The organism is Psychrobacter immobilis, assembly GCF_003148585.1.
GTDB classification, from domain to species: domain Bacteria; phylum Pseudomonadota; class Gammaproteobacteria; order Pseudomonadales; family Moraxellaceae; genus Psychrobacter; species Psychrobacter immobilis.
The window spans coordinates 1-13,336 of the sequence record NZ_QGGM01000026.1 but is presented as its reverse complement, the minus strand read 5'-3'; the positions used below and the strand labels follow the sequence as shown (position 1 = coordinate 13,336).

General features: G+C 42.4%; 10 protein-coding genes. 4 read left to right on the top strand and 6 right to left on the bottom strand.

The features are described from left to right. Window positions 1–577: 577 nt before the first annotated feature. From C8D84_RS13535 to C8D84_RS13520, 4 genes are all read right to left on the bottom strand, one after another. On the bottom strand, window positions 578–2,275 hold the full coding sequence (locus C8D84_RS13535) for an AMP-binding protein (RefSeq protein WP_109592780.1): 1,698 nt from the start codon (window positions 2,273–2,275) through the stop codon (window positions 578–580). Window positions 2,276–2,818: 543 nt separating this feature from the next. Continuing rightward, a complete protein-coding gene (locus C8D84_RS13530) occupies window positions 2,819–3,613 on the bottom strand; it encodes an ABC transporter permease (protein ID WP_109592779.1) in 795 nt (264 codons plus the stop codon). Window positions 3,614–3,853: 240 nt separating this feature from the next. Further along, window positions 3,854–4,723, bottom strand: coding sequence for an ABC transporter ATP-binding protein (locus C8D84_RS13525; RefSeq protein WP_109592777.1), 870 nt, complete (start codon window positions 4,721–4,723; stop codon window positions 3,854–3,856). A 42-nt stretch (window positions 4,724–4,765) separates the two neighbouring features. Beyond that, window positions 4,766–5,356: a hotdog family protein gene (locus C8D84_RS13520; RefSeq protein ID WP_109592775.1), complete on the bottom strand. Its 591-nt coding sequence runs from the start codon at window positions 5,354–5,356 to the stop codon at window positions 4,766–4,768. A 221-nt stretch (window positions 5,357–5,577) separates the two neighbouring features. Here C8D84_RS13520 and xthA point away from each other — a divergent pair, with 221 nt between their 5' ends. The 3 genes from xthA (at window position 5,578) to C8D84_RS13505 (ending at window position 8,580) form a co-directional block, all read left to right on the top strand. Beyond that, window positions 5,578–6,414 (top strand): exodeoxyribonuclease III, encoded by an 837-nt coding sequence (gene xthA / locus C8D84_RS13515; RefSeq protein ID WP_109592773.1) that lies wholly within the window; start codon window positions 5,578–5,580, stop codon window positions 6,412–6,414. 116 nt (window positions 6,415–6,530) lie between these two features. Beyond that, the gene (gene argJ / locus C8D84_RS13510; protein ID WP_109592771.1) at window positions 6,531–7,754 is read left to right on the top strand and encodes a bifunctional glutamate N-acetyltransferase/amino-acid acetyltransferase ArgJ; all 1,224 of its coding nucleotides are present in this window, start codon (window positions 6,531–6,533) and stop codon (window positions 7,752–7,754) included. 427 nt (window positions 7,755–8,181) lie between these two features. After that, window positions 8,182–8,580, top strand: coding sequence for a DUF4377 domain-containing protein (locus tag C8D84_RS13505; protein WP_055124114.1), 399 nt, complete (start codon window positions 8,182–8,184; stop codon window positions 8,578–8,580). A gap of 142 nt (window positions 8,581–8,722) precedes the next feature. Here the strand turns inward: C8D84_RS13505 and C8D84_RS13500 are convergent, their stop codons facing one another. Next, on the bottom strand, window positions 8,723–10,156 hold the full coding sequence (locus tag C8D84_RS13500) for an L-serine ammonia-lyase (RefSeq protein WP_087815291.1): 1,434 nt from the start codon (window positions 10,154–10,156) through the stop codon (window positions 8,723–8,725). A 539-nt stretch (window positions 10,157–10,695) separates the two neighbouring features. Between C8D84_RS13500 and C8D84_RS13495 the strand changes: the two genes are divergently transcribed. Then, entirely contained in the window at window positions 10,696–12,129 is a 1,434-nt protein-coding gene (locus C8D84_RS13495) for a solute carrier family 23 protein (protein WP_109592769.1), read from the top strand. A gap of 148 nt (window positions 12,130–12,277) precedes the next feature. Here the strand turns inward: C8D84_RS13495 and C8D84_RS13490 are convergent, their stop codons facing one another. Beyond that, on the bottom strand, window positions 12,278–13,210 hold the full coding sequence (locus C8D84_RS13490) for a DMT family transporter (protein ID WP_045447840.1): 933 nt from the start codon (window positions 13,208–13,210) through the stop codon (window positions 12,278–12,280). Between the last annotated feature and the right edge of the window lie 126 nt (window positions 13,211–13,336).

The following is a 13,336-nucleotide window of genomic DNA, read 5'->3' as shown; positions in this document are numbered from 1 at the left end:
TAAATAGTTCAATGAGTCTGGTTTGTTTGTACCAACTTAATCTGCTCTTTCTCATATGACTATCCTAGATTATTTTACTTATCTAGGACAGCCCCATTATTTAACTACAAGCTCATTTCGCTATAAAAAGCAGTGCTTTAAATACAGTAAACAGCTGGTTACTATTATCCTTACTAAGAAAAGCACTACTTGCTCATAAACTGATCTGAATTGAACGACTATCGACTCACAATAATAAAAAATAGCGTGACTTATTTTGGCAACACATTAACATAACTACAATTGATATTGTTATTTTTATACAAGAACTTGATAGTTTATAATTAAGTTTGATAAAGCAAAAAATATATGTTGTAACAGCATAGAGGATAAGCGGTTAGCAACAAGGTGCGAACGGTATTTTCCTTGGAAATTTGTGAATCAATATACGAATCATCTGTTTTGTAAAAAAAATTATTACGTGAAAGCTTTAACATTGTAGTTACAAAGCAATGATTTTCTGTATAAGAATTATAAGTTCACATAAAAAAAGCGCTCTACATATGATGTAAAACGCTTTTGATAATGATTTCTTTATTTACAATTGTGGGTTGTCAGACATATGCTTTTCACGCAGTTTTTGACGTAGTACTTTACCTACATTACTCTTTGGCAACTCACTGACAAATTCGATATGACGCGGGCATTTATAGCCAGTCATATTGTCCAATGCAAATTCTTTAATGACGTCCTTGGTGACATTGTTATCGGCAGGGACGATATAAATTTTGACCGCTTCACCTTGATGCTCATCGGGAATGCCGATCACCGCACAATCAATAATACCATCACAATCTAGCATCACTGATTCAACCTCATTTGGGAAGACATTGAAGCCGGAAACCAAAATCATGTCTTTTTTACGGTCTAATAATCTAAAGTATCCTTTTTCATCCATGCTGACGATATCGCCAGTGCGAAAGTAGCCATCTGCCGTAAAGTCATCACTACTGTCTCTGTTAAGATAGCCTGAGGTTACGTTAGGACCTTTTACACACATCTCACCAGCTTCGTTTACACCAACGCGATTGCCTTCATCATCGATGACAATGACATCGACACTAGGAACAGGGACGCCAATCGTACCGTTAAACTTGCGATCAGTGATGACGTTAGCGGTACCTACAGCGACACCTTCTGTCATACCCCAACCCTCAATCATAGCGCAACCAGTGACTTCTAACCAGCGAGCAGCTGTCTGCTCAGTTGCTGCCATACCACCTGCTTGCGAGATACGTAGTGAGCTAAAGTCCAAATCTTTAAAGTTTGGATGATCAAGTAAGCCTTTAAACAAGGTATTCACCGCTGGCAATATATGGAAAGGCTGTTTTGATAGCGTTTTAATAAATCCTGGTATATCACGTGGATTAGGTATCAAGATAAAAGTGTAGCCTGAGCGCATGCCGAGTAAACTGAGCATAAAGGCAAAAATATGATATAGCGGTAACGCCATGACCATATTGATATAGACCTCATTAATCTCTGAGGTGATCGGTTTGGTCCATGCTTCTGATTGCATCGCAGCCGCGACGATATTGCGCTGCGTTAAGATAGCCCCTTTAGATAGTCCTGTTGTGCCACCTGTATACTGTAAAAATGCTTTTTGATCTAATTGCATTTTTGGTTTGTGGAACGGCAGGCTTTTGCCTTTCTTCAGCACATCAGGAAACTTGGTCACTTCGTGCTTAGGGTCATTCAACTTGTACTTAGGCACTAAGCGTTTGACCTGACGAATGATGGTATTCACTAAGATACCTTTTAAGCCCATCATGTCGCCCATTTTTGAGAGGACAATACGCTTAATATTGGTCTCGTCAATGACTTGTTCGAGCGCTTGAGCAAAGTTATCAACCACAAAGATAACCTGAGCACCCGAGTCATTCAACTGATGGCGTAATTCACGACCAGTATACAGTGGGTTAACAGGGGTACACACATAACCCGCTCGCAAAATACCAATCATCGTTGGCAGATATTGCGGCACGTTTGGCATCATGAGTGCAACCACACTGCCTTGAGGCAGCCCCTGCGCCTGCAACCATGCAGCAACGGCAAGTGAAGCTTTATCAACATCATCGTAGGTATGGGTCACGCCCATACAGATACTCATAGGGTGCAGACGAAAGCGCTCAAAGCATTCTTCGTACAGCTCCATGATGCTGCTATATCTATCGGGGTTGATAGTTTTTGGTACACCATTAGGATAATGGGCAAGCCAAGGTTTATTCGGCGTCATAGTCAGCGTCCTTGAAGTTTAAAATAGGGTGAATTCTGTCGTAAAGCAGTCATATCCGTGTCAATAAAACACATCAGCGCTGACGTAAACCGTTTGCCGCTGAGCGTGATAATATCCTTATCTATTGACTGGCTGCTAGGTTTTATTGCTATAGTACAAAACGACTTAATCATTATTAAAGGATAATGAAGTCAATTGAACGAACAGATCGCCTAATTGTAAAAGCATTTTTGCTCTTAAATAAGCTCTACCTGTTATCTAACACTAAGGTATCAGAAAATAATGATACATTTAAGCAATACAGTAGCATGAATGTCATCAAATATTATACTAATACGAAATACTGAGCAGTGCATAAATAAAGCTGAAAAATATGATTTCTATGGAATTTCACGTGACTGAATAGATGCGCTGTTTACCACTTAATAAGTATAGAAATGAATGAGTATAGAGGGGTGAGTGAAGCAAAAAATTTATCATAGCCAACATCAATATATCAACTATAGATTTGTCAGCACTCCAACTGAATGCAGTTATGCTCAATTATTCAGGTAATATCAGTTGCTTGTTTTGATTAAAAAAGCGTCGATAAATGAGTAAAGCGCTGATTGTACAGCCGAGCGTACTGCTCACACATATCAAAAACATAGTGACTATCTGATAGCGAATCGCTTGAGTGGGGTCAGCGCCAGCCAATATTTGACCCGTCATCATTCCGGGCAAGCTAACGATACCGACGACTAGCATAGAGTTCAGCGTTGGAGTCATGCCATTGACAATGGCGGCGCGTATTGGTTCATGCACTGCTTCAAATGGACGAGCAGATAGGCTGAGCATCATCTCTATACGTCCTTGCTGCTCATGAAAGGATTCAATCAACTGGTTGCTGGTCAATGAGATAGCGGTGAGCGAATTGCCCAATATTAGCCCCAATATAGGAATAACGAATTGCGGTGTGTACCAAGGCTGTACTTTTAAAATAACCATGATGGCTATGGCAGTGACTAATATAGCCGAAGCGCTTACTGCTAACAAAGTGTCAGTTAACAAACCTCTATAGCTACGTTTGACGCGATTTTTGGCAGCAGCGCCTGCAATCAAGGTCATGATGGTCAAAATTAACAGGACTTCATACCACTGTTCACGAGCGAAAATCCATGCCAATATTAAACCGATAAAACTAAGCTGGAGCACCGTGCGGATAGCCGCGATTAACAGCGTTTTGGTCAGCTGTAAGCGTAGCCGCCAAGAGATAATAAGAACGATGATAATTAAGCTGCTGGCAAGGGCAATATCACCGTAAGTTAAAAATACTTGTATATCATCTGTACCGCTCATAGTGGCTCATTATATAAAATGACGAATATAAGATAGACGTTAATACTAATTTGTTAAAAAAAGTCATCTTAAAGAGTGACATGATAGGCTTAACTTAACGTTAGGGTGGTGTTCTAAAAAGTATGCTGGCGCTAAAAATCAATAATAAGTCTATGCTAAGTTCTCTGATTCTATATGGCTTTCAAAGCTTCAAAAATTGTTCAAATTTTGATCAGTATACTTTTTGACACACCACCAACGTTAGAATATCTCAGTTAATACCCCTGCTTGCATCTGCCAATGCTGATCAGCTAACGGCATGATGTCTTTTGTATCGTGAGTTACCCACAGTAATGTACGCTGACTATCTGCCTCTAACCAGTTCATGAGTAGATTGACGAGCTGGGCTGATGTGTCACTGTCTAGAGCCGCGGTAGGCTCATCTAGTAATAATACCCGTGGGTTCAATTGTAAGAGGCGTAACGTGTTGACCAGTTGCCGCTCGCCGCCCGATAGATGATAGATTTCTTGCTGCAAAAAGTCAGCGCTGCGTTGCAATTGCTCAAGCTGTGCGATATGCCAGTCGATATCAAACCTGCGATGCTGATGCGCTTGTAGCTGATAAGGCATTTGCAAGTTTTCAAGCACACTGCCTTCTAATAATTGTGGGTGCTGGGCGAGTAGGGCAACGTGCGTGCGCCACTGTATCGGTGCAGTATCATGGATACTACAATAAGCACTACTGGTTGATTGGTCATCAGAGCGCAAACACACATTGCCGCCGCTCATGGGCAACAGTCCAGCCAATACCCGTAATAATACCGATTTACCACTGCCAGAAGCACCTGTCAATACGGTTACTTGACCTGCTAACAGCTTGCCTGTGGCGCCATCGATTAATAATCGTTGATGAGCAGGTATGATTGTCTGAGAGACAGTGTTTGGTCTTAGTTTGCTGATCCATCTTTGACAAATGGTAGATAGCGCAGATGTTGTGGCTTCCATATTTTTGTCATTAATATTTTTATCGTCAACCTTGTTATCATTATAGGCAGGTATGCTGGCTGTACGTTTACTGTGTACCTGAATATTCTCGAATATCAGTATCGGTTTGTTATTATGAAGATGCATAAGTCATTATCACTAATTATTCAGCCACTAAGTATCCAACCATTAAGCATTCAACTGCTCGTGGATCGCTTGCTCAATGGCATCGCGTAAATGCTTTGGAACACGAATAGGGCGCATGGGCGTGGCACTAGCAACCGCAGTATCTGCCTTACTATTGGATAGCGGTTTGGTTTTGACTTGGTTTTGCACACAAGCAATGATGATTTTGCCACTACTTAATAAGCTGCTAGCATTGGCATTGCTATTAGCATGATCAAGAGAAAGGCTGTCTGGACTGTGACGATAAATGCTCTGGTAAAAGATAATGCTGGCAGGTTTTAACTCGACTTTATCGATGCGCACACTGATGACTTCATCTAACAGAATGGCTTTTTTGTATTGCAAGTCTGCTTGACTGACGACAAAATGTTGGATTTCTCCATCGTCAGTCTGCAAAAAATATCCATTTAAATTCAGTTCCCCAAACCAATCACGGCGGCAGTTTTCAAAAAACACCAAATGATTGGCATGGTAGACTATACCGCCTGCATCAGTATGGTTAATATAGACATTATAATTTTTGGTAAACAATGGCGTATATTCGCCGTCTACACTTGCCACTGTATTTGTATTTTTGCTGTTATTTTTTATCATAAAGATGCTCGGTCATTGTTTTAATAAATATTGTTCGATGTTCATGATTCGATGGCCAAAATTTGATAGCAGCCATATTAACCACAACTACTCTAGCTTAAGATATCAGGGCGCGCAACAGTTAGGTCGGTCGACGTCTGTTATGATAGTGGATTATGCATTTTCATAGCCCATTTCTTTATATTAGCACCGTATTTTCATCAATTAATATAGGATAATTTATGACCCGTTTTGTCAGTTTTAATATCAATGGTATTCGCGCTCGTCAACATCAGCTTGAGGCCGTGCGAGAAGTGATCGATCCTGATGTGATGGGTCTACAGGAAACCAAAGTACATGATGAGCAATTCCCCCTAGAGAACATAGAGAGTCTGGGCTATCACGTAGAGTACTTTGGTCAAAAAGCCCATTATGGTGTGGCGCTACTATCCAAGGTTGCACCTATATTTGTGCAAAAGGGTTTTCCTGGTGAAGATGTCGAGGCACAGAAGCGTTTTATTCATGCCCGCTATGATTTTGACGGTTGTGAAATTGATGTGCTTAATGGCTATTTTCCACAAGGAGAGAGCCAAGACCATCCGACCAAATTCCCGATGAAGCGGGCTTATTATGCAGATTTGATGGCATATATCGATACCCTAAAAGCAGAAGGTCGCTCGCTCATAATCATGGGTGATATGAATATTGCCCCAGAAGATACTGATATTGGCATCGGCGAGGTCAATGCTAAGCGCTGGTTGAAAAATAGAAAGACCTCGTTTTTACCAGAAGAACGTGAGTGGTATGCGGCGCTGATGTCACGCGAGCTGACAGATACCTATCGCTTACATTATCCAGAGAGCACAGAGCTATATAGCTGGTTTGATTATCGCAGTCGTGGGTTCAATGATGAGCCGAAACGTGGCTTGCGTATCGATCATATTTTGTGCAGCTCGGATCTTGTTGAGGCCTGTGTTGATGCTGGGATTAGTTATGAGCTACGGGCGATGGAAAAACCATCTGATCATGCGCCAATTTGGTCGGCATTTGATTTAAAAAAAACGGTAATATTTACATAGGTCGCGTTTAGCATTTCACTAGCAGTAGCGTCATTGTTGAAGGCTCAACGCACCTCAGTGTTTATCGCATCATCTGTTATAAATAATGATAAAGATTTTACAATAAGGATTGAACCATGGCAGTCGGAAATGTTGCAGTACCTGATATTATTTATCCTATCGAAGGAATCAAGCTAAGCGCCACTGCCGCAGGCGTACGCTATAAAGACCGAGATGATTTAGTAGTGATTGAGATTACTGATACCGCGACCACTGCGGTTGTGACCACAAAAAACACCTTTTGTGCTGCGCCTGTAAGGGTGTTGCGTGAGCATTTTGCCAAGATGAGTCCGCGTTATTTGGTCACTAACACAGGTAATGCTAATGCTGGGACGGGTGCTGATGGCAAACGTCGAGCCGTTGATATCTGTGCCGCTCTGGCGAGTAAGGCTGGCGTGGATAGTAATGCAATATTGCCATTCTCGACCGGTGTCATTGGCGAGCCATTAAATAGCGATGCGGTCATCGCGGGCTTAGATAATGCACTTGCCAATTTGGGGGCTGACAATTGGCTTGCCGCAGCGAATGGTATTCGCACCACAGATACGATTCCGAAGCTCGCTAGCCAAAAAATCGACGTGGCGGGTGTTAGCTACCATATAACGGGTATGTCGAAAGGCTCAGGCATGATACGCCCTAATATGGCAACCATGCTGGGTTATGTGGCAACTGATGCCAATATTGCTGCTGACCTATTACAAGAAATGCTAAGTGCCATCAATGAGCAGTCTTTTAACCGCATCACTGTCGATGGCGACACTTCAACCAATGATTGCTGTGTGTTGATCGCCACGGGTGCTGCCAGCTCAGATATCATTGATAGTTCAGAACATCCGCATTATCAGGCTATATTTTTGGCTTTGACCGAGGTGTTTGTCCGTCTGGCGCAATTAATCGTACGTGATGGCGAGGGTGCTACCAAGTTTATGACTGTCAACGTCACTGGTGGTAAGACGACGCAAGAGTGCTGCGATGTGGCATATGCGGTCGCGCATTCACCGTTGGTCAAAACCGCATTCTTCGCTAGCGATGCCAATTGGGGTCGTATCTTAGCGGCGGTTGGTTATGCTGGTATCGAAGACTTGGATACGGAACAAGTGGATGTCTATCTAAATGAGGTCATGATTTGCCAGAATGGTGGCGTCGCGTCTAGCTATACAGAAGAAGCGGGCAAAGCAGTCATGAGTCGCCCCGAGATTACCATTCATATTGACCTTGCTCGCGGCGATGCCAGCGATACGGTATACACCTGCGATTTATCATATGACTACGTCAAGATTAATGCCGATTACCGTAGCTAAGGGTTATCACTGTCAGCTAAGTAAAATACTGTTTAATGAATAACTGAGCCAGAGTGACTATCACTCTGGCTTTTTGATGTGTAAATTTTGCTCAGTATCAATTTACTCTACTATTCAATACGCGCGATTAACAACAGTTGCAAAAGCTGACGTTACTTTACAAAGCAGTTATAGAGCAGAAGACGAGTTGCGCTCTATACTGGCCTCAGTAAACAAACAATAGACGACATTATTGAGACGTAATAGGTTTATTCGGTAAAGCTAAATCAGAGTGAATACTCTTGCTTGGCTCCATATCGACAGTAGTATTACACCCATCGCAAAAATTGACCGATATTTTTAAATATATTTACCAGCATGATGTGTCCAAAACAATAATCTCAAACCATCAATAATGTATTTATAACCATTAACTGAGGATTTAATAATGAAAAAATTAGTACTTGCAGCAGTAATGACCGCCTTTGCCCTGTCAGGTTGCTCTACCATGGGTATGGATAACGAACGTACCATGGTTGTCGATGGGCAACCTATGAATGTTAAAGTGGTTAACATTCCAAGTTTTGAAATAGAAGTAGCACCACTGAAAGCTGTCTGTGAGCTGTCAACAGCTGAGGGTACTAAGGTTGAAGCAGAATGCCTACAGTATCGCCAGACTTATCAGAAAAACTATACACCTCTAAACGGCAATATTCAGGGTTTCACTTATGAGCCAAACTATCGTTATGTTCTAGACGTTCGCCAAGAAGTAATGATGGATGAAAATACTAACATGGCTAAGCCAGTTTGGATTCTAAACGAAGTGGTTTCAAAAACAGCTGAGTAATGAATCATTGAGCATGTCTAGTTAACGAGTATATTTAACCGAAATAAAAAAGACCTCTAATTCTATATTAGGGGTCTTTTTTTATTTCAGAAAATACTTGGGAATGTGATGTCAGGATAAGCTATATTAAACAATCGTTATGTTAGCACTGACTATATTTTACACTGACGCCATGAGTGGCAGTAGGGATTCGATTGTCTGCATAAACGGCAAGACCGCCTCGTGAGGTTTCTTTGTATTTATCTAGCATATCCGCACCAGTGACTTTCATGGTTTCAATCACTTTATCTAAAGAGACAAAGTGCTGTCCATTACCACGGCAAGCAAGTCGCGCCGCATTGACAGCTTTGACGGCGCCCATGGCATTGCGCTCGATACAAGGCACTTGCACTAGACCGCCTACAGGGTCGCATGTTAGACCTAAGTTATGTTCGATACCAATTTCGGCCGCATTAAGGCATTTAGCTGGATCACCGCCTAAGATTTCTGCCAATGCAGAAGCTGCCATGGCACAAGCAGAACCAACTTCACCTTGGCAACCAACTTCAGCGCCAGAGATGGAGGCATTTTGTTTGATTAAACTGCCAATAGCAGTCGCATTTAACAAAAACTTGCGTGCACCATCTTGGCTATAACTTGATAAAAAGTCGCGATAATAATGCATGACTGCAGGAATAATACCTGCTGCACCGTTGGTGGGGGCAGTGACGACATTTCCACCATTGGCATTTTCTTCATTGACCGCTAAGGCATATAAATCAATCCAGTCCATGGCAGCGAGTTTGTCATTTTTGGTAATGGGTTGGTTTTTCTCGGCGCACAGCTGTAGATGTAATGCTTGGGCACGGCGTTTTACATCCAAGCCTCCAGGCAATATGCCACTGTTTTGACAGCCTCGCGTCACGCAGTCCTGCATTGACTCCCAAATAGAGTCTAAATAAGCAAAAACTTCTGATTGATTGCGGTAATGACATTCATTTGCCAATACCAATTCACTCACGCTTAAGTGGTGTTGACGACATTGCTCCAGCAATTCTGCGGCGCTATTAAAGGGGTAAGGAATGGCGTCAATGGTCGGCGTGGCGTTATCTTCATCTGGATTGGTGGCATCTTCTTCATTGATAACAAAGCCGCCACCTACCGAATAATAGGTTTGTTGATAATGACTGCCGTCGGTCAATAATGCACGGATAGTCAAGGCATTAGGATGGTAGGGCAAAACAGTTTCGTCATACCAATGAATATCGCGCTCTGTCTCAAAGGCAATAACATGCGTGCCTGCTATATTTAGCTGTTTGTCTGAAAAAATCGGTGACAAATATTGACTGGTCAAACGGGTATCGATCGTACTAGGAGCATGCCCAAGCAGCCCTAACAATATAGCAGTATCGGTTGCATGCCCTTTGCCTGTGGCTGCCAAAGAGCCATAAAGCTCAATTTCAACGCCTGTAATAGCCGTCAGCTCTGTTTGCTTGGTTAATGAGCCCAAAAAAAGATTGGCGGCGACCATGGGTCCTACCGTGTGTGAGCTTGATGGGCCAATACCAATTTTAAATAAATCAAAAACACTAATCATAATAACTTACCAAGTTTTTTAAGTGCACTAACATGTTGTATAGCTGCTTTAGCCACTTTCATTGAGAAGATAACAGGCAGCTCTCGCTTATAGCACCGACAAAGGTGTAGAGGAAGCACCGCCCATGGAAGTATTAACGCAAAAGAGGAAAAATGGTGATTGAATAATAACTTTTATTTGTTTTGAAACTCCGCTATCATGCTCGGAGCTAATGGCTATGTAACATCCTGTAAGTTGATTGTCGCTGCAGAGTACACTGAGTCATAAGCGACCATAACCATTTTTTAGTTAAACATATCCGACCACATACATCTACCAAAACATGGTCATCATACCAAATAATACTTTTGGTTTGCCATATTGCAACATAAATGAATGAGTCAGAGCGACATATTATAAATGAAAAGATGCGGATTTTACTCGTTATCGTAATTTCTAGCCACATATTCTTGCCGATTGATGCTCTGATTTAACTCAATTTTTATTTTTCATTTACTGTTGTCTATTATTTTAGCCCAGTTTACATAGGACAAGCGTGTATGCCCTCTCAAAAAGACCATTCCTCGCCTTTAGAAAACAGCGCTCAATCACCATCTGCTGAACATGGATTAGAGGCTGCGGCGATCAGTCCTCCGTACAATCCAGACTTTGAAAATGGACGCTGGTTTCCGACATGGCGTCCGTATCAAGGCGATTTAGATCGTGATCCAGTCGGTATCAATGAATATTTGCCACCGTCAAAAAGCGTGCTATTAGGTGTACAGCATACTTTTGCGATGTTTGGTGCGACCGTGCTTGCGCCGCTGTTAATGGGCTTTGATCCCAACTTAGCCATTTTGATGTCAGGTATCTGTACGGTGATGTTCTTTCTGATCACTGGTGGGCGCATGCCGAGCTATTTGGGCTCAAGTTTTGCTTTCATTGGTCCGGTTATCGCTGTGACAGCTTATGCAGGCACAGGGTTCAATGGTAATTTGAATGTCGCTTTGGGCGGCATCATGGCTTGCGGTATCATTTATGCGTTAATTGGGCTGCTGGTGATGAAAACGGGTACTGGCTGGATTGAGCGTTTGATGCCGCCTATCGTTACTGGTGCTATTGTGATGATTATTGGTCTCAACTTAGCGCCAGTGACCATTCAAGGAGTGTCTGCCAATCAGTTTGATGCTTGGATGGCTACCTTGACCGTATTACTCATCAGTGGTGTGGCTGTCTTTACACGTGGTATGCTGCGTCGTCTGTTATTACTGGTTGGTTTAATATTATCCTATTTTGCCTATTTTATCATGACCAACGTCATGGGTTTTGGTACGGCGATTGACTTTAGTGGTGTGGCAGCTGCTTCGTGGTTTGGCTTACCTAGTATCCATACGCCTCGCTTTGAGATGAGTGCTATTATTCTGATTGCGCCTGTGGCCTTTATTTTGGTGGCTGAAAACTTAGGGCATTTTAAGGCTGTTGAAGGTATGACCAAAGCTCGTGTAACGCCTTATATGGGTCGAGCATTTTTTGCTGATGGTTTGGCAACCACTTTTTCAGCAGGATTTGGCGGTACTGGTGTGACGACTTATGCTGAAAACATCGGTGTGATGGCGGTGACTAAGGTATATAGTACAACAATATTTGTCGTGGCAGGTGTGGTAGCTATTTTGCTAGGGCTATCACCAAAATTTGGTGCCATCATTCAGACGATACCAGCCGCTTTATTGGGCGGTGCGTCCATTGTGGTGTTCGGTTTGATTGCTATTGCAGGGGTCAAAATTTGGATAGACAGTCGTATCGACTTTAGTAAAAACAGTAACCTAATTATCGCGGCTGTGACTGTTATTATGGGTACCGGTAACTTTAGTTTGCATTTAGGCGGCTTTGATTTGGGCGGTATCGGTACGGCGACTTTGGCAGCGATTGTCTTAAATGCGTTATTTAATCAAGGATCTGAAGCGAAAGCCGCTCATCAATCATTGGCTAAGTAATTAGCTTTTATGATGCTGAGGTTTTAAACCTATCAGTTAATGACGGTAACAGCGTATATCACTCCATAAAAAGCGCCCATGCTACCGAATAGCATGGGCGCTTTTTATGGAGTGGCAACAAGTGCATGATAAAAATGCAGAATAAAAGCTACTTGTAGTCTCGCTTGTAAAATTTTGAGAAAAACCGATAACGTCGTAGGGCGCGCGGCTTAGGTTTCAGTGAACCCAAATAGATTGCAAACATGGTCAACAGAGCACCACTCCACTGTAAGCTATTAATCGGTTTGTCCAGCCAGCTATAATCAATGACCAATGCAGCAATGGGTTCTGATAATAATAATAACCCAGTTAACGCCAAAGACAGCTTAGGAATGGAATAGGCAATTAGTCCCCATGCCAAGCATTGCATCACTGTGCCGTAGATGAGCACCCAGCCAATTTCAGACCAAGTATTTGGCAAAATATGACCCATATCAAACACAAACATAGGAACAATCATCGCCAATACACCACCGATACTAATCAGCTGCATCAGCATAAATATGGGTGTGGGTTCAGTATCATGGGTCTTACGGATAAAGGTCATCGATGCCGCTAGCATTGCCCCTGAGACGATACCAGTGATGAACCCCCAAGTAGCGGCGCTGTTATGCGCAAACTCAGGACTGCCTATCATGGCCACACCAAACATGGCTAAAAACAAACTGATAAGCTGTAGTATAGATTGGCGTTCGTTAAAATATAAAAACCCAATGGCGGCTAAAAAGAAAATCTGTAGGCTATTCAATAAAGTTGAGATGCCAGGACCGACCGCATAAATACTCTCGTGCCAGAGCGCCAGATCTAAGCCTAAAAAGACACCTGATAATAAACCATAAAAAATAGCGCGCCTTGAGCGGGGTAGACGCTGTCCCATGATTTTGGCCAATACAGCGAATACGACACCTGAAATAGCCAAGCGCCAAAATGCCATTGCCCAACCGCCAATATCAACGTGAGCGACAATCAAACTACCTAGGCCAAAGATAATACAACCAATGACCAACCCAGTAGAGGCAGAGCGTGAAGAAGCAATCGCCATACAATATCCTTATATCCGTATTATTATTTTAGGGGCTGTCCTAGATAAGTAAAATAATCTAGGATAGTCATATGAGAAAGAGCAGATTAAGTTGGTACAAACAAACCAGACTCATTGAACTATTTA

Bases quoted from the DNA above. Each gene is read 5' to 3' on its own strand.
- C8D84_RS13490 (WP_045447840.1), bottom strand. From the start codon at position 13,210: ATGGCGATTGCTTCTTCACGCTCTGCCTCTACTGGGTTGGTCATTGGT.
- xthA (WP_109592773.1), top strand. From the start codon at position 5,578: ATGACCCGTTTTGTCAGTTTTAATATCAATGGTATTCGCGCTCGTCAA.
- C8D84_RS13505 (WP_055124114.1), top strand. From the start codon at position 8,182: ATGAAAAAATTAGTACTTGCAGCAGTAATGACCGCCTTTGCCCTGTCA.
- C8D84_RS13530 (WP_109592779.1), bottom strand. From the start codon at position 3,613: ATGAGCGGTACAGATGATATACAAGTATTTTTAACTTACGGTGATATT.
- C8D84_RS13495 (WP_109592769.1), top strand. From the start codon at position 10,696: ATGCCCTCTCAAAAAGACCATTCCTCGCCTTTAGAAAACAGCGCTCAA.
- C8D84_RS13520 (WP_109592775.1), bottom strand. From the start codon at position 5,356: ATGATAAAAAATAACAGCAAAAATACAAATACAGTGGCAAGTGTAGAC.
- C8D84_RS13525 (WP_109592777.1), bottom strand. From the start codon at position 4,723: ATGCATCTTCATAATAACAAACCGATACTGATATTCGAGAATATTCAG.
- C8D84_RS13500 (WP_087815291.1), bottom strand. From the start codon at position 10,156: ATGATTAGTGTTTTTGATTTATTTAAAATTGGTATTGGCCCATCAAGC.
- argJ (WP_109592771.1), top strand. From the start codon at position 6,531: ATGGCAGTCGGAAATGTTGCAGTACCTGATATTATTTATCCTATCGAA.
- C8D84_RS13535 (WP_109592780.1), bottom strand. From the start codon at position 2,275: ATGACGCCGAATAAACCTTGGCTTGCCCATTATCCTAATGGTGTACCA.